Annotated in this window: 18 protein-coding genes; 6 read left to right on the top strand and 12 right to left on the bottom strand. The window is 63.1% G+C overall.

Going from position 1 to position 23,358, the window contains the following annotated elements:
* Positions 1 to 42: 42 nt before the first annotated feature.
* Positions 43 to 678 carry a LysE family translocator gene (locus AC4P1R_RS19625; protein WP_069456991.1) on the top strand — a complete coding sequence of 212 codons (636 nt, stop codon included), beginning with the start codon at positions 43 to 45 and terminating at the stop codon, positions 676 to 678.
* A 38-nt stretch (positions 679 to 716) separates the two neighbouring features.
* Here the strand turns inward: AC4P1R_RS19625 and AC4P1R_RS19620 are convergent, their stop codons facing one another.
* The gene (locus tag AC4P1R_RS19620; protein WP_151613703.1) at positions 717 to 1,667 is read right to left on the bottom strand and encodes a LysR family transcriptional regulator; all 951 of its coding nucleotides are present in this window, start codon (positions 1,665 to 1,667) and stop codon (positions 717 to 719) included.
* Positions 1,668 to 1,920: 253 nt separating this feature from the next.
* On the opposite strand from AC4P1R_RS19620, the gene AC4P1R_RS19615 reads away from it, so the two are divergent.
* On the top strand, positions 1,921 to 3,159 hold the full coding sequence (locus AC4P1R_RS19615; RefSeq protein WP_151613702.1) for a urate hydroxylase PuuD: 1,239 nt from the start codon (positions 1,921 to 1,923) through the stop codon (positions 3,157 to 3,159).
* Complete coding sequence (guaD, locus tag AC4P1R_RS19610; RefSeq protein ID WP_151613701.1) at positions 3,156 to 4,499, top strand: guanine deaminase; 1,344 nt, start codon at positions 3,156 to 3,158, stop codon at positions 4,497 to 4,499. Before AC4P1R_RS19615 ends, guaD begins: the two co-directional genes overlap by 4 nt.
* A 46-nt stretch (positions 4,500 to 4,545) precedes the next feature.
* Here the strand turns inward: guaD and groL are convergent, their stop codons facing one another.
* The 4 genes from groL to AC4P1R_RS19590 all read right to left on the bottom strand — a co-directional run bounded on the left by groL (position 4,546) and on the right by AC4P1R_RS19590 (position 7,961).
* The gene (gene groL, locus AC4P1R_RS19605; protein ID WP_151613700.1) at positions 4,546 to 6,171 is read right to left on the bottom strand and encodes a chaperonin GroEL; all 1,626 of its coding nucleotides are present in this window, start codon (positions 6,169 to 6,171) and stop codon (positions 4,546 to 4,548) included.
* A 95-nt stretch (positions 6,172 to 6,266) separates the two neighbouring features.
* Positions 6,267 to 6,581, bottom strand: coding sequence for a co-chaperone GroES (locus tag AC4P1R_RS19600; RefSeq protein ID WP_069456963.1), 315 nt, complete (start codon positions 6,579 to 6,581; stop codon positions 6,267 to 6,269).
* A gap of 295 nt (positions 6,582 to 6,876) precedes the next feature.
* Positions 6,877 to 7,377 (bottom strand): Hsp20/alpha crystallin family protein, encoded by a 501-nt coding sequence (locus AC4P1R_RS19595; protein WP_151613699.1) that lies wholly within the window; start codon positions 7,375 to 7,377, stop codon positions 6,877 to 6,879.
* A 110-nt stretch (positions 7,378 to 7,487) separates the two neighbouring features.
* On the bottom strand, positions 7,488 to 7,961 hold the full coding sequence (locus AC4P1R_RS19590) for an Hsp20 family protein (protein ID WP_106407751.1): 474 nt from the start codon (positions 7,959 to 7,961) through the stop codon (positions 7,488 to 7,490).
* Between the two features lie 299 nt (positions 7,962 to 8,260).
* Between AC4P1R_RS19590 and AC4P1R_RS19585 the strand changes: the two genes are divergently transcribed.
* Complete coding sequence (locus AC4P1R_RS19585) at positions 8,261 to 8,566, top strand: DUF982 domain-containing protein (protein ID WP_069456960.1); 306 nt, start codon at positions 8,261 to 8,263, stop codon at positions 8,564 to 8,566.
* 77 nt (positions 8,567 to 8,643) lie between these two features.
* Here the strand turns inward: AC4P1R_RS19585 and pbpC are convergent, their stop codons facing one another.
* From pbpC to AC4P1R_RS19550, 7 genes are all read right to left on the bottom strand, one after another.
* Positions 8,644 to 10,695: a penicillin-binding protein 1C gene (gene pbpC, locus AC4P1R_RS19580; RefSeq protein WP_151613965.1), complete on the bottom strand. Its 2,052-nt coding sequence runs from the start codon at positions 10,693 to 10,695 to the stop codon at positions 8,644 to 8,646.
* A gap of 125 nt (positions 10,696 to 10,820) precedes the next feature.
* Positions 10,821 to 16,274 carry an alpha-2-macroglobulin family protein gene (locus AC4P1R_RS19575; protein ID WP_492178506.1) on the bottom strand — a complete coding sequence of 1,818 codons (5,454 nt, stop codon included), beginning with the start codon at positions 16,272 to 16,274 and terminating at the stop codon, positions 10,821 to 10,823.
* A gap of 120 nt (positions 16,275 to 16,394) precedes the next feature.
* The gene (locus AC4P1R_RS19570; RefSeq protein WP_151613698.1) at positions 16,395 to 17,132 is read right to left on the bottom strand and encodes an aspartate/glutamate racemase family protein; all 738 of its coding nucleotides are present in this window, start codon (positions 17,130 to 17,132) and stop codon (positions 16,395 to 16,397) included.
* A gap of 5 nt (positions 17,133 to 17,137) precedes the next feature.
* Positions 17,138 to 17,959: an ABC transporter permease gene (locus AC4P1R_RS19565; RefSeq protein WP_069456958.1), complete on the bottom strand. Its 822-nt coding sequence runs from the start codon at positions 17,957 to 17,959 to the stop codon at positions 17,138 to 17,140.
* Between the two features lies 1 nt (position 17,960).
* The gene (locus AC4P1R_RS19560; protein WP_106407745.1) at positions 17,961 to 18,869 is read right to left on the bottom strand and encodes an ABC transporter permease; all 909 of its coding nucleotides are present in this window, start codon (positions 18,867 to 18,869) and stop codon (positions 17,961 to 17,963) included.
* Positions 18,870 to 18,962: 93 nt separating this feature from the next.
* A complete protein-coding gene (locus AC4P1R_RS19555) occupies positions 18,963 to 20,261 on the bottom strand; it encodes an ABC transporter substrate-binding protein (RefSeq protein WP_151613697.1) in 1,299 nt (432 codons plus the stop codon).
* 75 nt (positions 20,262 to 20,336) lie between these two features.
* A complete protein-coding gene (locus tag AC4P1R_RS19550; RefSeq protein ID WP_151613696.1) occupies positions 20,337 to 21,425 on the bottom strand; it encodes an ABC transporter ATP-binding protein in 1,089 nt (362 codons plus the stop codon).
* Positions 21,426 to 21,689: 264 nt separating this feature from the next.
* Between AC4P1R_RS19550 and AC4P1R_RS19545 the strand changes: the two genes are divergently transcribed.
* The gene (locus AC4P1R_RS19545; protein WP_151613695.1) at positions 21,690 to 22,400 is read left to right on the top strand and encodes a GntR family transcriptional regulator; all 711 of its coding nucleotides are present in this window, start codon (positions 21,690 to 21,692) and stop codon (positions 22,398 to 22,400) included.
* 168 nt (positions 22,401 to 22,568) lie between these two features.
* Positions 22,569 to 23,300, top strand: a complete 732-nt coding sequence (locus AC4P1R_RS19540) for a DeoR family transcriptional regulator (protein ID WP_069456987.1) — start codon at positions 22,569 to 22,571, stop codon at positions 23,298 to 23,300.
* Positions 23,301 to 23,358: the final 58 nt, after the last annotated feature.

Raw genomic sequence — 23,358 nt, 5'->3', positions numbered from 1 at the left:
ATCGGTCTATCTGCAGCAAACAACACAGAACAGGTTTTCGAATTGTCGTCCGAATTCCACCATCTCCTGATTGTCTACAGCGCCTATGTGATCGCAGCCGGAAGCCCCGGGCCCAGCACCATGCGGATCATGGGGGTGGCGATGCATAGCGGAAGGCGTGCAGCCCTCATGCTCGCGGCCGGCGTCGTCAGCGGATCGCTCTTCTGGGGGGCGATGGCCGCGACGGGCGTTTCCGCAGTCATGATCCGTTATTCGGAAATCCTGGTGCTTCTCAAGATTCTGGGCGGCCTATATCTCCTCTATCTGGCCTTCAAGGCCGGCAAATCCGCGTTCGCCCCAGAGGCAGATGCTGCGCATGCGGGAGCGAACGGTGCCGTCCTGACTGGGGCAGAGCTCTATCGGCGCGGATTGCTCATGCATCTCAGCAATCCGAAATCGATCCTTGGCTGGATTGCCCTGGTCACTCTTGGACTTGGACCGGATTCGTCATGGCAGACACTTGCAGCGATCCTGGGCGGCTGTGCGGTGCTGAGCGTCGCGATCTTCGGCGGCTACGCGATCATCTTCTCGACGGCACCGATGGTTCGCCTGTACCGCCGGGCGAGGCGCTGGATCGAGGGGCTTCTCGCCATATGCTTTGGTCTTGCCGGACTGCGGCTGGTGCTGTCGCGCGCATAGACAGGCAGGCTTTCGAAGAGTCCTTGTTCCGGCGCCGACTATTCCACGGGCTCCTGCACCTGTGCCGTCGCCGGCTCGGCGAGAACCTTGCCGATCAGTCGCTGGCAGCGTTCGGCCATGAAGTCGATGATTAGTCGGACTTTCGGGTCCTGGAAGCGTTTGTGCGGATAGATCGCGGCAAGCTGGGCGCCGAGCGGCGGGGTCTCTTGGAGGATCGACAGCAGCCTGCCCTCGTCGATATGGTGCTTCACCTCGAAGAGCGGCTTGTTGATGATGCCGCGCCCGTCGAGCGCCCATTCGGTGAGCACGTCGCCGTCGTCGGAATCATAGGGGCCGGCCACTTCGAATTTGCGCACGCCCTCCGGCGTCTGCAGCGTCCAGTAATATTCCTTGGAGCCGGGATAGCGCAGCAGCAGGCAATCGTGGCGCCCGGTGATGAGTTCGTCCGGTGTCGCCGGCACGCCGCGCTTCTCGAAATACCGGGGCGAGCCGCAGAGCACCCGGTCGCAATTCATGATCCCGCGCATGCGCAGGTTGGAGTCTTCGAGTATGCCGAGCCGGAAAGCGACGTCGACGCCCTCCGCCAGGATGTCGACATTGCGGTCGGAAAGGCGCAGCCGCACCTCGATATCCGGATACTTGTCATGGAACTCGGGGATGCCGGAGGCGATCAGGCGGCGCCCCATGCCGAGCGGTGCGGTGATGCGAAGCGCGCCCTTGGGATTGCGGGAAAGATCGGCGACGGCGCTTTCGGCCTCGTCCACCGCTTCGAGGATCTTGACGGCGCCGTCATAGAAGACGCGGCCATGTTCCGTCGGCGTCAGCTTGCGGGTCGTGCGGTTGAAGAGGCGAACACCCAGTTGCCGCTCCAACTCCTTGATTCTGTTGCTCGCAACCGCGGGGGTCACGCGCTGGTCGCGACCGGCGGCCGACAGCGTTCCAAGTTCCACCACGCGCACGAACACGCGCACATTATCGAGATAGGACATGCTCCGCCTCAGGTTCTTAGGAACTGAAAATACCGTACCGGCACCATCTCCATTTTATAGTTTTTTTTGAAAGAGTTGGTCATCCCTTGGACGTTCCCGCTTGCTCCAGCAATGGCACATAATGCGGCCCAATGCATGTCGCTCCAACATGGGCAGCGGTTTGGGACTACGACATGCACAAAAACAAGAAATCCAAGGCGCGTCACGTGAACGCGTTGAAGGCGATGCGCTCTGGAGAAATGGGAGAACCCGCATGTACGAATATGCCATTGTCTGGGACTGGCTGACATTTGCCGTAAGATGGCTGCATGTCATCACCGGGATCGCCTGGATCGGCTCGTCCTTCTATTTCGTTGCGCTGGACCTGGGCCTGAGGCAGCGTTCGGGCATGCCTCTCGGCGCCTATGGCGAGGAGTGGCAGGTGCATGGCGGCGGGTTCTATCACATCCAGAAATATCTGGTGGCGCCGGAAAACATGCCCGAGCACCTCACCTGGTTCAAATGGGAGTCCTACGTCACCTGGCTCTCCGGCTTCGGCATGCTGGCCCTCGTCTACTATGCCGGCGCCGATCTCTATCTGATCGACCCGAGCGTGCTCGATGTCTCGAAGCCGGCCGCGATCGCCATTTCGCTTGCTTCGCTTGCCTTCGGCTGGCTTGCCTATGACGCGATCTGTCGTTCGCCGCTCGGCAGAGACAATACGCGGTTGATGGTGCTGCTCTATTTCGTGCTCGTCGCCGTCGCCTGGGGTTACACCCAGCTCTTCACCGGCCGCGCTGCTTACCTGCATCTCGGCGCCTTTACGGCCACGATCATGTCGGCCAATGTGTTCTTCATCATCATTCCCAACCAGAAGAAGGTAGTTGCCGACCTGATCGCCGGCCGAGCGCCGGAGCCGGCGCTCGGCAAACAGGCGAAGCAGCGTTCGACGCACAACAACTACCTGACGCTGCCCGTCCTGTTCCTGATGCTGTCGAACCATTATCCCCTGGCCTTCGGCACCGAATACAACTGGATCATCGCCTCGCTGGTGTTCCTGATGGGCGTCACCGTTCGTCACTGGTTCAACACCCGCCACGCCCGCCAGGGCAGCCCGACCTGGACATGGCTCGTCACGGCCCTCCTGTTCATCGTCATCATGTGGCTCTCGACGGTTCCCAAGGTTCTCTCGCAGGGTGGGGAGGCGAGGGCCTCGACCAGGGAACAGGCGGTCGTCGCGACGGCGGACTTCTCCAAAGTACGCGACACGGTGCTCGGCCGCTGTGCCATGTGCCATGCGCGCGAGCCCGGCTGGGAGGGGCTGGTCGTTCCGCCTAAGGGCGTCGTCCTCGAAACCGACGGCGACATCATCGCGCATGCCCGCGAGATCTATCTGCAGGCGGGACGGTCGCGGGCAATGCCGCCCGCCAACGTCACCGGCGTCAGCGAAGAAGAACGGCAATTGCTCGCCTCTTGGTACGAGACGGCCGTGAAGGAAGGAAAAATCCAATGAACGACCTCTTGATCCGCGGCCGGGTGCTGACTTTCGTCCGGGAGCCCCAGGGCATGGAGGACAGCGAGTCCTACCGCTTTTACGAGGATGGCGCGGTTCTCGTCGGCGGCGGCAAGATTACCGCCGTCGGACCTTACGGCGACGTGGCGGCCGCTGCCGGAGAGCGCGTGCAGTTGATCGATCATCGTCCGCATCTCGTCCTGTCCGGCCTCATCGATACGCATCTCCATTTTCCCCAGACCCAGGCGATCGCCTCCTATGGAGCGCAGCTCCTCGAGTGGCTGAACACCTATGTCTTCGTCGAGGAGCAGAAATTCAGGGAAGGCAAACACGCGGCCTTCATTGCCGGCCGGTTCATGGATGAACTGCTCTCCAACGGCACGACCACCGCCGTTGCCTATTGTTCGGTGCATCCGGAAAGCGTCGATGCCTTCTTCACCGCGGCGGAAGAGCGAAACATGCTGATGATCGGCGGCAAGGTGATGATGGATCGCAATGCGCCCGAGGCCCTGCGCGACACGCCGCAAACAGGCTATGACGAAACCAAACGGCTCATCGGCAAGTGGCATGGTCGCGGCCGCGCGCATTATGCGATCAGCCCGCGATTTGCGATCACCTCGACCCCGGAACAGATGGAGATCGCCCGGGCGCTCGTCGCCGAGCACCCGGCCTGCTACGTCCAGACGCATCTTTCCGAAAACAGGGATGAGATCGCCTTCGCCACTTCGCTCTACCCCGAAGCGCGGGACTATACCGATATTTATGCCCGCTATGACCTCCTTGGCCGCAAGACATTGCTCGGCCATTGCATCTATCTGAGCGACAGGGAAATATCCGTGCTCGCCGAGGCGGGCGCCGTCGGGGTCTTCTGCCCGACCTCCAACCTCTTCCTCGGCAGCGGCCTCTTCGATCGCGACCGCTTCGACCGGCTCGGCGGCCGCTATGCGGTAGCAACGGATGTCGGTGCAGGCACCAGCTTTTCGATGCTGGAGACCATGGACGAGGCCTACAAGATATTGCACCTGCAAGGCCAGCGGCTCTCGCCGCTCAATTCTTTCTACAGGATGACGCTCGGCAATGCCCAGGCGCTTGGTCTGGAGCATCGAATCGGTTCGCTGCATGTCGGCGCGGACGCCGACATCGTCGTGCTCGACAGCCGTGCGAAATCCGCAATGGAGCTGAGGATGCAGGTCGCGTCCTCACTTGCCGAAGAGCTCTTCGTTCTGCAGACGATGGGCGACGACCGCTGCGTCGCCGAAGTCTACGTCGCGGGCAAGCCGATGAAGCGGGCGACGGGACGGGTCGTGGCCGCGCGGGAAAGGGAACTCGAACTAATCTAAGATCCTTGGCCCGAAGCGAGCCAAGGATCTGTTCGCAGAGGCGCTATCAGAAGTCCATTCCGCCGGGTGGCATCGGGGGAGGGGCCTCCTTCTTCGGCTTCTCGGCGATCATTGCTTCGGTAGTCACCAGAAGGCCGGCAATCGACGCGGCATCCTGGAGCGCAGTGCGGACCACCTTGGCGGGGTCGATGACGCCCATTGCGAAGAGGTCGCCATATTCTCCGGTCTGGGCGTTCCAGCCCCAGGAGAAATTCGTCTTCTCGCGCAGCTTGCCGACGATGATCGACCCCTCGGCGCCGGCATTCTCGGCGATCTGCCGGACAGGAACTTCGATGGCGCGTCGAACAATCTCGACCCCGACACGCTGGTCGTCATTGGCCGTCTTGACGTTCCCGAGCACGCCGACCGAGCGCAGCAACGCCACGCCGCCACCGGGCAGGATGCCCTCCTCGACGGCCGCGCGCGTCGCATGCAACGCGTCGTCGACGCGATCCTTGCGTTCCTTGACCTCGACTTCCGTCGATCCGCCGACGCGGATCACCGCGACGCCCCCGGCAAGTTTCGCAAGCCGCTCCTGCAGCTTCTCGCGATCGTAGTCGGAGGTCGTTTCCTCGATCTGCGCCTTGATCTGGGCAATGCGGCCATCGATGTCGGCCTTTGCACCGGCGCCGTTGACGATCGTCGTGTTTTCCTTCTCGATCGAGACCTTTTTGGCGCGGCCGAGCATGTCGAGCGTCACGCTCTCCAGCTTGATGCCGAGATCTTCGGAGATGACCGAGCCGCCCGTCAGGACGGCAATGTCCTCGAGCATGGCCTTGCGGCGATCGCCAAAACCCGGCGCCTTCACGGCTGCCACCTTCAAGCCGCCGCGCAGCTTGTTGACGACCAGGGTGGCGAGCGCTTCGCCCTCGACATCTTCGGCGATGATCAGCAGCGGTTTGCCGGATTGGACGACGGCTTCGAGCACTGGCAGCATCGCTTGCAGATTGGAGAGCTTCTTCTCGTGGATGAGAATGTAGGGATCCTCGAACTCCGCCCGCATCTTGTCCTGATTTGTGACGAAGTAGGGCGAGATGTAGCCGCGGTCGAACTGCATGCCCTCGACGACTTCGAGCTCGGTTTCGGCGGTCTTGGCCTCCTCGACGGTGATGACGCCCTCGTTGCCGACCCGTTCCATCGCCTCGGCGAGATAGCGGCCGATTTCCGCGTCACCGTTGGCCGAGATCGTGCCGACCTGCGCGATCTCCTCATTCTTGGAGACCTGGCGCGCCTTGGTCCTCAACTCGGAGACGAGCGCATCGACGGCGAGATCGATGCCGCGCTTCAGATCCATCGGGTTCATGCCGGAGATAACGGCCTTGGCTCCTTCCCGAACGATGGCCTGGGCGAGGACTGTCGCGGTCGTCGTCCCGTCCCCGGCAATCTCGCTCGTCCGCGAGGCGACCTCGCGCAGCATCTGCGCCCCCATGTTCTCGAACTTGTCCTCGAGTTCGATCTCCTTGGCGACGGAGACGCCGTCCTTGGTAATCCGCGGTGCGCCGAACGACTTGTCGATCACCACGTTTCGCCCCTTGGGGCCAAGCGTCACCTTCACGGCATTGGCCAGCATGTCCACGCCGCGCAACATGCGTTCGCGGGCGTCGGAATGAAATCTAACGTCTTTGGCAGCCATGGTTCACTCCTTCTCAGACTGCAAGTTTCGATTGATGCCGGTGCCTGCAGCGCCGGGCGTTCCTCCTGGCACACAGGGCACGCTGCGCCGATGCGCTAGGCGACCTTCCGTTCAGTGCCCGAATCCTCGATGACGCCAAGTACGTCGGCTTCCTTCAGGATCAGCAGGTCCTCGCCGTCGATCTTGATCTCCGTGCCGGACCATTTGCCGAAAAGAACCCGGTCCCCGACCTTCACGTCCAAGGCGACGACCTGGCCCTGCTCGTTGCGGGCGCCGGGGCCGGCGGCGATCACTTCGCCTTCCTGCGGTTTTTCCTTGGCGGTATCGGGAATAATGATGCCGCCCTTGGTTTTTTCTTCGGACAATAGGCGGCGCACAAGAATTCGATCGTGGAGCGGTTGGAATGTCATCTCTTCCTCCTCAAGTTCCTGGTTCCCATCCACGCTGACCCGGGGAACGGCTGGTCGGCATGCATCGGGAGAGCCGAGCAAACGCGTCCGCCGGAGGAATCCGGCGGGGCAGCCCTCCTGCGAGCGCTCGGCAAAAGTGATCTGGTTTTGCCGGGAAATGATTTCAAGAGGGCTGGAGCGGGATTTTAGCACTCTTGGTATAAGAGTGCTAATGCATTGGAAATCGGGCCTGATCGCACGGCGAGCGGCCTGCCGGCGCGGGTTGGCGCCGGCAGGTACGCCATGGCATGTCCGCCTACTGGCTGTTGATGGCGATACGCTTCGCCTTGGACTGGCCTTGCTCGCTTTTGGGAAGCGTGACTGTCAGGACGCCGTTCCTGAAGTTCGCGCTCACCCTGCCTTCGTCGATCTCGTATCCTAGCGGAATGCGGCGCTCGAAGCGGCCGTAGAAGCGCTCGGAAAACTGATGCTCGGTGTCTTCTGTTTCGGCCCGTTTTTCGCCTCTTACGGTCAGCACGTCGTCGGTAAGGGTCAGTTCGACATCCTTCTCCTCGAGCCCGGGCAATTCCGCCGTCACCTTGATCTCCTTCTCGCCGTCGGTGACCTCGACGCTCGGCCAGCCGCCGCCAAAGCTGGAGAACGCGCTCTGGGGAAGGCGCGTATCGAGGCCGCGGAAGACGTCATCGAACAGCCTGTTCATTTCCCGGTGGAGTGCCAAGAACGGGTTGCGGTCTTCGTTGCGATAGGTTGCAGGGGTCTGTCCGCGACCCCAGGGGATCAGTTCACGTACATTCATCTTTCAGTTCCTTTCCGTGCCGATGAGGCGGGAAGGAGCCCCCAGCGGTTTCCATCCCGCCCTTTGTGGTTGCAATGATCGCGCTGCGACAGCAGTTGGTCCTGACCATCCTACGCAGCGTTCTTTTCGCCCTCGATCTGCTTCTTGGTCGTGGTGGGTGTGTCGGCCTGGTGGATCTCGATGCGGCGCGGCTTCATCCGTTCCGGAAGCTCGCGGACAAGATCGATCGAAAGCAAACCGTTGGCGAGTTTGGCGCCGGTGACCGTCACGTAGTCGGCGAGCTGGAAGCGGCGCTCGAAATTGCGCGTAGCAATGCCTCGGTAGAGGTATTCGGCGTCGTTCTCGCCGGCGGTTTCACCGCGGACCGTCAGCAACTGCTGCTCATGCGTGATGGTGATTTCCTCCGGTGCAAATCCGGCAACGGACATTGCGATGCGATATTCGTTTTCGCCGACGCGCATGATGTCGTAGGGCGGCCAGTTATCGTTCGGGGCCGTACGGCTTGCCGAATCCAGCAGGTCGAAGAGATGATCGAAGCCGACGCTGGAGCGCGACAGGGGTGAGAAGTCGAAGCTTGTCCTCATAGCCATATCCTCCTTGAGCAACATGGACACGAGAAGCGCCGAAGAGGCTGGCGCTCCTCGACAGGCGAGTCCCTTTAACAGGCAACTCATGCACTGGATTTAGTCAGTCCTGGAGGCGATTCAAGGGGGAGAAAGCGGCTGATGCAGGGGCAAAATGACCTGCCAAAATGCATCTCGCGGGCTAGCGAAAACCCGGCGCAGATCGCTGCGCTGCGCGATGTCCGGAGCTTCTTGAATTTGCCTTTCGGCCCCCAATATCTGTTGCGCAGCAACCCATTATGGCGTGGAAAGGAGGAAAAATGCTTCTCAACGAGATTCCCTGGACGATCCCTCTCACCGTCCGCCTTTCGAATGGCCTGACGCGCACTTTCGGCTCCGTCTACGAGGCGCTCGACTTCCTCGAGAACGAGTGGCCGCTTCGCAAGGGCGAGCGCTATGAGCGGGCCGTGCGCACCTGCCGGCGGGCGCTCAACCGCATGACGCCCGCAGCCGTGGCGCGGGAGGCCTTTATTGCCGCCTGCCTCGAAGCGGGAATGCCGCTGGTCATGGCGGCGCCGGCGCGCAAGCCACAAGGCACCGAGCCAAAGTCCATCCTGTCGGCCTGAAGGGCATCATCGGTCCGGTGTGCGGCACCGCATGCCGGCCTTCGCGCGTGTGATAAACGCGCGGCATAGGTGCTCGCCTAATCGACGAACACGCGAACGGTGGCCGCGCGTCCCAACGAGTCGATCACGGTCAGCGTCGAATAGCCGCCACCGTCCGGACTCCACTGGCTCACTCTCCGACGCGTCATCTCCGGCAGCGGCCGGCCATTCACCAGCCAGCGGAAGGGTGCGCGGCCGCCCTGCAGCTTCAGTGTGAGAGGCATGATCGTTTCGCCGGCCCTGGCGCCGAGCTCCACCCGCGCGCCCTCCGGCGGAAAGACAATCGTTGGGGCCGCTTCCCGGATCGATGATTGAGGCAATCCGCTTGCGGTTGTCGAAAAGCGCCGCTGGCCGACCGGCAGCTCGGCCTGAGAGATGCGAAGGGCGCCGGCCGGCGGGTCTGGCAACGGAGTCACCGGAATGCCGGCTTTGGCGAAGGCCGCAAACAGGATCGGCGCCGCTGCACCATAACCGGTTAGTCCGGGCACGGCACCATTGTCGGGCCGGCCGACCCAAACCCCGAGCACGTAGCGGCCGTCGAAGCCGATGGACCAGGCATCGCGATAGCCATAGCTGGTGCCCGTCTTATAGGCGATGCCCCGTTGACGATTGCCCGCCGGCGGCAGTACGCCGGAGAGAATGTCGGCAACATGCCACGCGGCGACGTTGGACAGCAGCGGCTCGCCGTCGATCAGGCCTGCCTTGCCCTCGACGCCGTCGCCGAGGCGAACCGGCCAGCCGCGATTGGCAAGCCCCGCATAGAGCTGGACGAGGTCGCGAAGCGTGATGCCGGCGCCGCCGAGGCCGATTGCGAGCCCCGGTGCTTCGTTTGGCGGAAGGGCGAGACGCACATCCGCCCTGCGGAAACGCACCATCAGCCGCGCAGGGCCGATGGCGTCGAGGAGCCGGATTGCCGGCACGTTGAGGGAGAGCTGCAGCGCCTGGCGAATGCTGACATCGCCCTGGTAGCTCATGTCGAAATTGCGCGGCCGATAGCCGAAGAAATCCGCCGGCCGGTCCTCGATGATCGTTTCCTGGGCAACCAGCCCCTCTTCGAAGGCAAGTCCGTAAATGAAAGGCTTCAAGGTCGAGCCCGGCGAGCGCGTGATCCGCGACATGTCGATCCAGCCGGAGCGACTGGCGTCGAAATAATCGGCCGAGCCGACTTCTCCGACGATCTCACCGGTTCGGATATCGGCCATGACCATTGCGACCGAGACCTTCGGGCCCAGTCTCGTTGCACCCTCGCGAGCGACGCTTTCCAGCCCGTGCTGGATGTCGCGGCGAAGCGTCGTGTGATGCCGAAGTGCCTTCGGTTCCTTTCGAAGTGCCGCCTCGGCCAGATGCGCCGCATAGGCCGGAAGCTGGAGGCGGCGGTTTGGAAGGGGCGCCGATGCGGCGCGCTCGGCCTCGCCTTCGCCAAGGACCTTGGCGACGGCCATGCGGGTCAGCACCCGTTGGCGAGCCGCTTCAGCGGCCGCGACGTTGCGGTCCGGCCGGCGTTTTTCCGGAAGCTGGGGCAGGGCGACGAGGAGCGCGGATTCGGCGACCGAAAGCCGGCGCGGCTCCTTGCCGAACCAGGCGAGGCTTGCCGCGCGCGCGCCCTCGAGATTGCCGCCATAGGGCGCATGGGTGAGATAGAGATCGAGAATTTGATCCTTGCTGAGCCGTCGCTCGATCTGGATTGCACGGGCGACCTGCCTGAGCTTAGCCGCAAGCGTGCGGCTCTCGCGCGGTTCGATCAGCCGCGCCACCTGCATGGAGAGCGTCGAGGCCCCGGATACGATCCGGCCGTTCGTTAAGAATTGCAACGCCGCCCGCCCAAGCGCCAGGAGGTCGACGCCGCGGTGTTCGCGAAAACGCTGGTCCTCATAGGCGATCAGCATCTCGACGAAACGCGGGTCGACATCCTGGACGGTGGTCTTCAGCCGCCAGAGGCCGTCCTTGGTGGCAAAGGCGCGCAGCAAATGTCCGTCTTTGTCGAGCACCTCGCGCGAAAAGACCCGAGCCTGCTCAATTGGCGGTGGAAAAGCCCTGTCCGCCCAGGTGAGCACGAGGACCGCCAATGCAACGACGAGGCTGCTTGGCAGCACGATCAGGGCGAGCGCTCGAAAAAGTCGGGGGCGCCGCGAAATGGCGAATGTCGCGCGCCATCGCCGACGCAACCGCCTTGTCAAGCTAACAAAGTGCCTCCACAAGAGCGACATCTCGCTTCCTACCGGGCTGCCAGAACCTCCATGCGACCGGTCGCCGTGCGCGCCGAGAATTGTGGTCGATACATGTCCTCGACGCTTGCGGCGGGGTGGTCATAGATACCGGGCGTCACGGCGCGTACGACATAGGCAAGCGTGATTTCCCGATTGTCACCGGCCGCGCGATCAAAGGCCGCCAAGAAGCGGTCGCTGCGGAACTCCGTATGGGCGGCTTCCACCGCGCCGATCCACTCAAAGTTCGAAAGCTGCGCGCTGTCGACGAGGCTCGGATTGTCGATCTCGAATCCGGCCGGCAGCAGGTCGGTGATCAGCACGCGCGACGGCCACGCATTGCTTTCGGTGACTTTGAGCACGGCCACGTAGCGCTCGTTCTGCCGAGCCTCGCTGACATTCGCCTCCGCCCCGTCGAGCGTGTAATAGGTTCGCTCGATGGAGAAGCCGTCGCCGCCCGCCGAAAGCGGTTGGGCGGGGGCCGCCACGGTCGTCACCACGGCGGAAACGGCATCGGATCCATTGTTTCGGATCACCACCGGATGGGTCATCAGGGCATCTCCGCCGATGCGGGCGGCATAGCTGCCGGAGCGTTGGGCGCCGTTCACTTCCAACCGCATGTCTTCGTCGCCGCCCTCGATGGCGCGCGCGGCGAGCAGCATCCAGGTCTGCTCCTGCGTGCTGGTATATTTCGCCTCTTGCCATTTTCTGGCGACGATCCTCGAAAGCTCGGGAATGATCGGCGGGACTGGCCGGCTTTCGGCCGCAAGCGCCAGCACCGCAGCATCGTCGCGCAATGAGGAGCCGTAGTCCGAGCGGGCGAGGCTGACATTGATGAGGCCAGTCGACATGTTGACGGCCGCCGCGAAGATGTCCTGCGAGCGCTGGGCATCGCCATAGAGCGCAAGCGCCGCGGCGATATGGGCCTTGGCAAGCGGCGTCGGGAAGTCGTTCAGCATCGTGTCGGCGTAATAGCGCAGATCGCTGATCGCTGCCTTGCGGTTGCGCGCAAGCACATAGAGGGCATAGGCGATCTCGTTTCCACGCTCCTGGACATTGGTCTCGTAGCTCAAGGCGTTCTGCAGGTTTTCCAGCGCCTGAACCATCGCCTGCTCGGGGACTTCGTATTTCTGCTCGCGCGCGCGGGTCAAGAAGTCGGTGACATAAGCGTCGAGCCACAGGTCGCCGTAACCCGGACCCCACAGCCCGAAGCTCCCCGAAGAGGACTGATAGGACAACACCCGGTATATTGCTTCCTGAACGCGCTTGCCCACGCCTTCGTCCTCAGGGAGGCCGGACTGTTTCGAAAGCTCGCTCAAATAGAGGAGCGGCAGGGCGCGGCTCGTGGTCTGCTCGGCGCAGCCATAGGGGTAGCGGTCGAGCGTCATTAGGAGCGCAGGGATGTCGAAAGTAGCCGAGCGGGTCACATTGAGGCTGACGGAGGCGCCCTGCAGCACGCTGTCTGCGAGCAGCTGATCGTCTATGGTCAAGCTGCTGCCGGCGGCGATCGACACCACCTGCCGCTGGGCGACGGGTAACGCAGCCGGGCGAACCGGAACATGCAGAACCTGTTCGAGCGATTGGCCTGCAGCGTCCTTGAGCGCCACCGTGACAAGGCCCTCGCCTGGATATTGGCCCTCGATCGGCAGGGTGAGGGTGGATCGGCCTCCGGCCTCGAGCCGGAGGGTGTCGGCTGTCAGCTGCTCGACGGTGAGCGGTCCGTTTGTCGCCACCTGCAACTGATAATCGCCGGGCAGTCCGTCCGTATTGGCGACGTCGAGTCTGAGTTCCGCCCGGTCTCCGGGTGCAAGGAATTTCGGCAGGCTGGCAGTCACGACCACCGGGTCGCGGATCACTACGTCCGTTGACGCGTGCCCGACGCCGGCCTTCGTCCAGGCGACGGCCATGACACGCGCGGTACCGTTGAACTGCGGAATGTCGAAGCTGACGTCTGCCCTGCCATCCGCATCGAGTTTCACCGGTCCGGAGAAGAAAGCGACGAGCTTTTCAGTGGGTGGACTCGCCTGCAGCGCCATTTGTCCGCCGTCGCCGCCGGTGCGCAGTCGTCCGGTCGCGCCAAGGGATCCGTCGATCAGCCGGCCGTAGAAATCGCGGATTTCCAGGCCGAGCCGCCTCTGGCCGAAATACCAGCCATCGGGATCGGGCGTCTCGTAGCGCGTGAGATTGAGAATGCCGACGTCGACGGCGGCGACCGTGACATAGGCGTCTTCCCCGGCGCCGGCACCTTCGACCTTGAGGCCGATACCGAGCGGCCGGCGCGGCATCGCCTTCTCGGGCGTGTCGAGGCTGACTGCGAGCTTGCGCCCGGCCGGATCGACGGCGAGCCACTTGATGCCGATTGCGCGCATCGGCATCCGGCTTTCCTGAGCATCGCCCGGCCGATAGAGGGTCGCGGTGACATAGGCGCCTGCACCCCATTCGGCGGTGACCGGCAGGTCCACCTCGCCACCCGCCCCGGCAATCGTCGCCGACTTTGTCGCGATCAGCCTTTCCGTGCCGACGGTTACCAGCAATTCGCCGGCAAAGCGTGGCGAGACCTTGAGCTTTGCGGTCTCGCCGATCGCATAATTCTCCTTGTCGAGGGCGATCTCGAGCCCGTCAGGGGTCTCGGTCGAGGCGGCCTCGACATACCAGCCGGCGTCGAACTCGACGCTCGAAGCGGGTCCATCAACGGCTGCCGCTTCGATCTCGAGCCTGTAGCGGCCCCAGCCGACCGGTACCGAGATCTCGCCGCCGTTCTCGGTCGCGTCGAGCGTGCCGTTCGCCACCTGCTTGGTGGAGATGATCGGCTCGTATTTCCAGGCGGTGCCCTCGCGATACCACTGATAGTTCCGCTCGACGCTAAACAACCGCCAGAGGAGGCCAGGCATTGCGATCTTGGCGCCATCCGGACCAACCGCGATTACGTGGAATTTGCCGACCGAATTTTCGGCAAGGTCACCGGTAAATTCCGGCATGATGCCGATCATCGCGCCCTGCGGCCTCACCGGCAGCGTGAGCGAGCGCTCGATTGCCCGTCCACCGCCCTCGCGCATGCGCACGGTGACTTTGGCGTTCAGCAGCTGGGTTGTCGCGGGCACTTCGCCAAGATCGACGTCGAAGACGGCTCGCCCGTCAGCGTCGAGCGGTTCGAGCCCCTCGATCGGCGCGCGTGCTTCTTCGCCCGTCTCCTCATCGGCAAAGCCGAAGAAATATCCCTTGAAGGCCTCGCTTTCCCGCGTCGGCTTGACCGACACCTCGCCCTCGAGCGTGAGGCCCGCGGCCGGCGCGCCGTAGAGGAAACGGCCGTCGACGGCGACCTCTATCGGTGTTCCGAGTTCGATCTCCCTGGCGTCGCTCGTCAGGTCGAATTCGGTCCGGTCCGGCACGAAATCGTCGACGAGAAACTGCTTTTCGCCCATGGCCGAACCCTTGGGATCGGTGAAGATCTGCATGGTCCAGGTGCCGCGCATGGCGTTTTCGGTGAGCGGCAGGTCGAGCGTGTGGCCTCCAAGCTTGCCGCCATTGCTGACCAGTCGCCGGTCCTCGACCCCATCGGGCCGCAGGAAGACGAAGGTGAGCGGCAGATCCTCGATCGCCTGGGCATCGACGTCGCGCGCAAGCGCTGCGGCATGCACCGTCTCGCCGGCGCGATAGATGCCGCGTTCGGTCCAGGCGAATATGTCGATCGTCCCCGGTGCCGGCCTGCCGGTAACGCCGCGGTCGGAAAGATCGAAGCCGGCGCGCGTCATGTCCAGGAAGACATAGTCGCCATCACCTTTGCGGGCGGTGATGACGGCCGGCACCATGCTGGCGGTGCCGCGGATCAGCCCGGCGTCGAAGGCAGCGCGCCCATCCGCATCGGTGACGGCGGTTCCGAGCACCTCGTTGTTCCTTGCGACGAGCTGCAGTTCGACGCCGGCGAGCGGCTTGGCGCTGGCCAGCGAACGCACGAAGACCGAGAGCCCATCTGTGCCGGCGAAGGTGGAGACGCCGATGTCGGAGACGATGAACCATTGCGTGGCGCGGGCATCCCATTCCTGGGTCAGGCCCGTGGCGGAGACTGCGGTGAGCACATAGACGCCCGGCTTGCGTTCGGGCAGCACCTCGTCGACCGGCAAACTCGTCACCACTTCTCTGTTGAGGTCGGTCTCGACGTCGATGCTGCCCTGCCAGACGAGTTCGCCATTGTCGGCCGCGATGCGGTCTGCGCTATAACCGTCGAGCTGGACCAGGAATTGAGAACCGGCAAGCAGCGACGCGATGCTGCGGTCGCCGATGCGGTAAAGCTTGAGATTGGCGCTTTCAGTATTCACCGACACGATCGGAATGCCGCGCCGCGCCGTCGACGGCAGCACGAAGCTGTCGCCGGTAAAGCGCACCATCGGTGCCCGATCCTTCACATAGATGTCGAGGCTCACGGGGGTTTCGATGATCTCGTCGACGGCGGAGGGCAGGCCGGTGCGGAGCGCCAGCTTGTACCGCTTGCCATGCGCCAGACCCTCGACGCAAATCTCGCTGCCCTTGGCCTCTACGGCCTTCGGCGTGGTGCCGTCGAGCGTCACGAAGGAGGCGTAGTCCGGACCGTTCTTCAACAGCTGTTCGGAAAATTGAACGCAGGCGCGCGGGCTGGCGCTGTCCGCGTCGATGGTGTGGCCGGTGACCCGGAAACCCTGCCTTGCCCTGAGATCGAGATAGGCTGTCTCGACGGTCTTCGCCTGCACGAGCTCGAGGCTCGCCTTGTAGGCGCCGAGCGCGGCGCGGTAGTTCTGCAGGTTCTCGAGCGCCTGGGCGAGAACGGCGAGTGCATCGGCGCGGCTTTCCGTCGTGCGCGTCAGCTGATAGCCGTTGAGCGCGGCGAGCGCCGCCTCGCTCGCCAGGTCCATGCCGCCGGTGAAGCGGTTCGCGGCGCGGGCCGTTTCGAGCCACAGCTGAGCATCGTCCGGGCTGATCGCCAGGGCGCCGCGAAAGGCTTTGAGGGCGCCCATGAAGTTGCCAGCTGTCAACTCGCCGCGCGCCGTTTCGATCAGGCCATTGACGCCGAAACCGAGTTGATCGTCGGTCAAGGCGAGGCCCGCCTTGACCTCGCGCGCCTGCCGCAAGAGGTCGTCAGAGACGAAGGAGAGGCGTGGCGGGGCGCCGATATCGCGCTCGCCGCTCGCGGTCTCCAGGATTTTTCCGGCGATCGCACCCTGGAACGCGTTCAACTGATTGAAGTCGGACTTGAGGAAGCACCACTTCGCCTTGGGATTGTAGGTGAAGGCGCGGCAGGAGCGGTCGGCGATGCAGGCGCTCTGGCATTCGTCGAGAGAGACGTTCTGCTCCGTGCGCAGGTCGAAGCCGAAATAGTCGGCGTCGTTGACAATTTCGATCTCGCGTTCCGTCTCAGCCGCCGCTGCGGGCGTTCCAAGCGAGACAAGCGCGAGAAGAAGGGTGGAAAGGCCGAGAAACGCGCGCACAGACATGATGTCCTCCCAAGGCTGCCCGCTTCGAGTGAGCATCACTCTTCCAACCTTCCCCGAGCCTTGTCAACCGAGCATTAAGCCAGCCGGCTGTTGCAACCATAGGCACGCGTCGGCGGGGGTTCAGGAGCCGCTCGGTGCGAAACCGCGCATGGTGCCGGTATAGAGTTTGTGAAGCGGTGCGGCATAGGAGCTGCGCTTGCTGGTTTTGAGCCCTTGCGCGACCAGTGCTTCCGCTTGTTTGACCGCCGCCGCCACGCCGTCGATGACAGGCACGCCATAGTCCCGCTGGAGGGAACGGGCGAGGTCGGCCATGCCGGCGCAGCCGAGCACGATCGCCTCGGCGCCGTCTTCCTCCAGCGCGCGCTCGATCTGGCGTCTGAGTTTCTGGATCGCGCCGGAGGCTTCATCCTCCAGTTCCAGAACCGGAATATCGGCAGCGCGAACCTTCGCCCGGCCGCCCATGCCGTAGTGGCGGATGAGGTTTTCTATCAGGACGCGGGAGCGCTCGAGTGTGGTGACGACGGTGAAGCGCTGGGCGAGGAGGGCGGCGGTCATCACCGCGGATTCGCAAAGCCCGAGGACCGGAATGTCGGCAAGCGCGCGCGCGGCGTCGAGCCCCGTATCGTCGAAACAGGCGATAATCGCGGCATGCGCCCCTGCCGCCTCGCCGTCGCGGATCTCCGTGAGGAGGCCGGGCACGGCAATCGCCCCGTCATAGTGCCCCTCGATCGAGGTCGGCCCGGTCTTCGATGTGGCGGCGATGATCTCCGTGCCGTGGCCGGCGACTGCCCGTGCGGCTTCTGCTGCCTTCTCGGTCATCGAGACGGTGGTGTTGGGGTTGACGATCAGGATGCGCATGGATGTCAGCCTGACTTTGCTTGCCGGCGCCGCAGCAGAAGGATGACTGTGACGGTGAGGAGGATAACGGTGAAGGAGAAGAGCGTCGTGACCGTGCCCAGCGCATAGAGCACCGGCGTGGTCACATTGGTTGTCATGGCGTAGATTTCGAGCGGCAGGGTATTGTAGGTGCCGGACGTCATCAGGGTGCGGGCGAATTCGTCATAGGAGAGGGTGAAACCGAAAAGGCCGACGCCGATGAGGCTCGGCGCGATCATCGGCAGCACCACGTGGCGGAAGGTCTGCCAGGGCGTGGCGCCCAGATCGCGCGCGGCCTCCTCATAGGCCGGCGAGAAACGGTTGAAGACGGCGAACATGATCAGCACACCGAAGGGCAGCGTCCAGGTCAGGTGCGCACCGAAGCCGGACGAATACCAGGCGGGTTTGAGCCCGAACTGCTGGAAGACGACGCCGATGCCGAGCGAGATGATGATCGAGGGTACGACGAGGCTTGCGACCGTCAGATAGAAGAGAGCGGTGGAGCCGCGAAACCTGTTTCGAAAGGCGAGGCCCGCGAGCAGTGCGACGACCACATTCGCGACCATGACCATAAGCCCGAGCGTGAAGGATCGACGGAACGAAGCGCCGAAATCCCCGACCGCCTGCTTCTCGAAGAGATTGTAGAACCAGTGCAGCGAAACGCCGTTCAGCGGAAAGGTGAGGCCGCCATCCGGCCCCTGGAAGGAGAGGATGAGGATCGCCGACAGCGGACCGTAGAGGAACAGGACGAACAGCGCGAAGAAGATCGCGAGAATGTAGAATTCCTTGGTGCGCGATTCACGGTTCATCTCAGAGCTCCTTGCGGATATCGACGACCCTGAGGATCGCGGCGACCATAAGCAGCACGACGATCAGGAGGACGACCGCATTGGCGGCTGCAGCCGGATATTGCAGCAGCGACATCTGGTTCTTCATCATCAGCGCGACGGATGCGCTCTGTCCGCCCGACATCACCTGGACCGTCGAAAAATCGGCCATCACCAGCGTCACCACGAAAATCGAGCCGATCGCCATGCCGGGCTTGGCGAGCGGCAGGACGACGTTCCAGAGGACCTGCCAGCCGGAGGCGCCGCAGTCGCGCGCCGCCTCGATCAGCGATCGGTCGATGCGCATCAGCGTGTTGAAGATCGGCGTCACCATGAAGAGCGTGTTCAGGTGCACCATGGCAAGCACGACGGCGAAGTCGGAATAGAGCAGCCACTCGACCGGTTCGGGAACGATGCCGAGCTCGATCAGCGCGGAGTTCACGAGACCGTTACGGCCAAGGACCGGGATCCAGGAGATCATCCGGATGATATTGGAGGTGAGAAAGGGCACGGTGCAGACGAGAAAGAGCACCATCTGCATCGTCGTCGTACGGACGTGAAAGGCAAGAAAATAGGCGACCCAGAAGCCGATAACGAGCGTCAGCGCCCAGGTGAGGACCGTGAATTTCAGCGTGTTGAGATAGGTCTTCCAGGTGACCCAGGAGCCGAGTGTGTCGGTATAGTTCATTGTCAGGAAGTCGGGATAGAGGCCGGCAAAGTCATAATCCCAGAAGCTGACGACAATGATCATCAGGATCGGCAGGACGAAGAAGAAACCGAGGATCAGCAGGAGGGGCGTGGCCTGGAGATAGGTGGTGAGCCGACCAAGCGCAGCGAGGGAGCGGCGGGGATTGCCGGTCCTGATCTCTCCTGAGGTTGCGACTGCCGTCATTCTCAATCCTCTTTCAGTATTGCCTTGGAAACTGCCCCTCTCCTCGGGTTGAAGCCGAGGAGAGGGGCAAAAGGCCCGTGCCGAGGGCGCTCATTACGCCGCGATGAACTCGTTCCAGCGGCGGACCATGTAGCGGTCTTCGTCCATCACCGAGTTCCAGCAGGCGACCTTGCCCATGCGCTCCTCGAAGGAGCCGCCGTCGCGAACGGCGCCGGCCTTTTCCATGATCTTGCCTTCCGGCGAGAGGATGTCGCCCTTGGCGGGCTTGCCTTCGACCCAGAAGCCCCATTCGTCCTCCGACATGTGGGCCTTGGCAGTTTCCATGGCGGCGGAGTAGTAGCCTTGGCGGTTGAGGTAGGCGCCGACCCAACCGGAAAGATACCAGTTGATATATTCATAGGCCGCATCGAGCTGTGCGCCCTCAAGGTGGGCGGCGAGGCCGAGGCCGCCGCCCCAGGCACGGTAGCCCTCTTTGAGCGGCTGGTATTTGCAGGCGATACCCTTCGACCGCACGGCGGCGACGGCCGGCGACCACATGGACTGGATGACGACCTCGCCGGAGGCCATGAGATTGACGCTCTCGTCGAAGGACTTCCAGAAGGCGCGGAACTGGCCGTCCTGCTTGGCCTTAATGAGGAAGTCGATCGTCTGGTCGATTTCCTCCTTGGTCATGTTGCCCTTGTCGGCATATTTGATGTTGCCCAGGGCCTCCATGATCATCGCGGCGTCCATGATGCCGATCGACGGGATGTTGAGGATCGCCGTCTTGCCCTTGAAGGCCGGGTCCATGATGTCGGCCCAACTGCTGATCTCCCGGCCGACGAGGTCCGGGCGGATGCCGAGCGTATCGGCATTGTAGATGGTCGGGATCAGCGTCATCCACTGCGTCGGTTCCTTGGCGAAGGCCTTGGAGTCCTGCGCCTCGACGAAGCCGACCGTGTGCGGGGCGGTGCCTTGCGCGATCACGCTGTCCGGCTTGAGCTTGCCGTCGATGAAGAGCGGCACGATCTTGTCGTAATACTTGATCTTCGAGACATCCATCGGCTGCATGACGCCGGTTGGGAAGACCTTCTTGGCGATCCAGTATTCGATGTCGGCGATGTCGTAGGAGTCCGGCTGGGTGACGGCGCGCTGGGCGGCGGCGTCGGAATCGGTCGCCGTCATTTCCAGCGTGATGCCGAGGTCTTCCTTGCACTTCTCGGCAATCGCGTTGATGTTGGAAACGCCGGTGCCGAACTGGCGGAGCGTAATCGGGTTTTGCGCCCAAATCGTCGGGAAGCCGGTGATCGCGCCCGAGCCGGCGATCGCACCGACGGCGGCCGCTCCGGTCTTCAGTAGCGAACGCCGCGAAATGCCTTTTGCGGGCGTGGCAGTCTTCGTTTCAGTCGTCATGCTTTCGTTCCCCTTTGGTGGTGCATGGATCGGATGGAGCGGGACAGGCGCAATTCGCAGCTTCTTGTCCCCGCATCAGGCTGACACGCGGCCGAGGGGGATTGCATCCTCCAGGGCCCAGCTCAAGGAAACCGCATCGCCTGTCGATACGGGCTTCCTGAAATAGTCGGCATCGGAGACGACCACGGTGAAGTCGTCGCTGCCGGCGCCGATGACGGTGATCTTTACGGATGCGCCGCGATACTCGACATTCGAGACGGCGCCCTCGAAGCCGAGCGACTTGTTCGACGCCAGCTCGAGACGCACGCGGTCGGTGCGGATGCCGATATCGATCGATTTTCCGACTTCCTGGGCGGTGTTGCGGACCGTGAAGCTCTGGCCCTCCGGCCCTGTCAGCGTCACGATTCCGTCATCGATCGAGGTTACGCGACCGGAGAGCACGTTGTGGTCGCCCATGAAGCGGGCAACGAAGGCGGTGGCGGGCTTTTCGAAGACAGTCCGCGGGGCCGCCGCTTGCTCGATGCGCCCGTTGTTCATGATGACGATCAGGTCGGCGAGGGCCATCGCCTCCTCCTGACTGTGCGTCACATGCACGAAGGTGATGCCGAGGGTCTTCTGCAGCTTCTTGAGCTCCGCGCGCATGCGGATCTTGAGGAACGGATCGAGGGCGGAGAGCGGTTCGTCGAGCAGCAGCGCTTCCGGGTCGGTGATAAGCGCTCGGGCGAGCGCCACGCGCTGTTGTTGTCCGCCCGAAAGCTGCGCCGGGCGGCGCGCCGCATAGGCCTCCATCTGCATCAACTTCAGCATCTCCAGCGCCTTGGCGCGGCGCTCGTCTTTCGCGACTCCCTTCATTTTCAGGCTGAAGGCGACATTGTCGACCAGGTCAAGATGCGGAAACAGCGCGTAGGACTGGAACATCATGGCCGTGCCGCGCCTGGCGGGCGGGAAATCGGTGACGACGACATTGCCAAGGCGGACATCACCGGAGGTGATGCTTTCATGTCCGGCGATCATGCGCAGCGTCGAGGTTTTGCCACAGCCGGACGGGCCAAGGAAGCAGCAATAGCTGCCCGCCGGAATCTTCAGGCTGATCTCGTGGACGGCGGTCGTTGCGCCGTAGACCTTCGAAACGGAAGCAATATCGATTTCTGCTGCCTTGGACATGGGGCCCCTTTCGTTACAGCAGGGCAGAAGCATCAAGCGTGCCAGTTTGCAAAAGGCCCGAATTCGCGGGCAAGTTCATCCCGCCTCGGCTCGGTCCCCGGAAAAGGCGACATTGGTTGCACATTTAATAGGCGTTTGTCGCCAGCGAGCGCTTATATTGTATACAAAACAAAATGCGGATTGCGCGCAGTTTGCGGTTAACTTCCATGCGACCACGCGCTAGGGTCGAATGCCCGCAATTGTATCGGTCGGATTCGCAGCCTTATGACTCCACCCAATTCGTCTCCGGCGGAAACCGCCATCGATGTCGACGCCCACCATATTCGCGATGCGATTCGCGAGGCGATCGTCGAGCGCCGGCTAGCGCCGGGAACGAAGCTGTCGGAGACCGACGTCGGCAGCCTCTTCAATGTCAGCCGCACTCTTGTTCGCGCCGCCCTTCAGGCGCTCTCCTATGAGGGGCTGGTCAATGTCGAGAAGAACCGCGGCGCATTTGTTGCCCATCCGTCGATCCTGGAGGCGCAACAGATCTTCGCGGCGCGTCGGCTCGTCGAGCCCGTGATCCTGCGCGAGGCGGCGCAACGCATCGGCCAGGCCGAGATCAGGCACCTGCAGCTGCATTTGGCGGAGGAGGAAAGACTGCGAAACGAGCGCGGTGCCGCCGCCCGCCGCGCCGAGATCAAGGCCTCCGGCGATGTTCACCTGGCGATCGCCGAAATCAGCGGCAACGCCATCCTCAAGAGGTTCATGGACGAGCTCGTCGCCCGATCCTCTCTCGTCATCGCACTCTATGGTCGCTCGGTGGCTTCAAGCTGCGGCCACGACGAGCATCAGCAGATCGTCGACGCGCTGGAGAGAAGGGACGTCGACGCGGCCTGCGCGCTGATGGTCGAGCACATTAATCACATCGAGGCCGATCTTGACCTCAGGTCGGCAGAGAAGGGAACCGATTTGCGCTCTGCCTTGCGCCTGTGACGGGCAGCGCAGGCGCGCCGAGACTCCGCGACCAGCGGCAGGCCTCAGCCGTTCCAATCGACAGCGCCGCCTCCGCTCTTGCCGCTGGAGCACGATTTGTGATAATTATAACAGAATCTGACGAGGCCATTTGTAAGGGATCTGGCGCTGCCTGCACCACGAGGGATGATGACCAATCGCAAGACGAAGCGCATTGCCACCTTGGCGGATGCCGTCACTGCGCGGCGGGTGCTGCATCTGAAGGAGGCGGCCGCACTTCTCGGCGTATCGGAGATGACCGTCCGCCGCGATATCGCCGACAATCCCGGCCTTTTCGGCTATCTCGGCGGTCACATCGTTTCGGCCGCGGATATCGAGGGCGATGCGCCTTACGAGCTTGCACGCGCGGCCGACAGCCACGCCGCGGCCAAACGGAATGCCTGCGCCCACGCGGCCAGACATATTCGCCCAGAGGAGACGATCTTCATCGATTGCGGCACCACGCTCGAATATCTGGTCGACCTGATCCCGGAAAATTATCCAGTAACAGCCGTGTGTTACTCGATGAACACGGCGGAACGGCTGACGCGAAAGCCAAATGTCCGCATGGTCATGCTGGGCGGCGTCTATTATCCATCCTCGGCTTCATTTTCGGGCGGGGCCGGACTGGAGACGCTGGAGCAGCTCGGCATCAACGTCGCCTTTCTCTCGGCCGCCGGCGTCGATAGGGCAAGGGGCGCAAGCTGCGTGCATTTTCATGAGGTGCCGGTCAAGCGGAAGGTGATTTCGCTCGCCCGCGAGAATTACCTTGTGGTCGACAAGAGCAAGATCGGCAAGTTGAAGCCGGCCTTCTTTGCGCCGATGGAAGCGTTCCGGTCGGTGATCACCGAGGATGGCGAGTCCGCGCTTCGCGCGAACTGATGTATGCTGGGCGGCAGACCGGCCGAACCGTCTCTTGACTCGGGCGAAAAATGATGGA

This window comes from Sinorhizobium sp. Y406 (genome assembly GCF_058732025.1).
The sequence above is the reverse complement of the archived record's forward strand: the minus strand, read 5'-3'. Positions and strand labels throughout refer to the sequence as shown.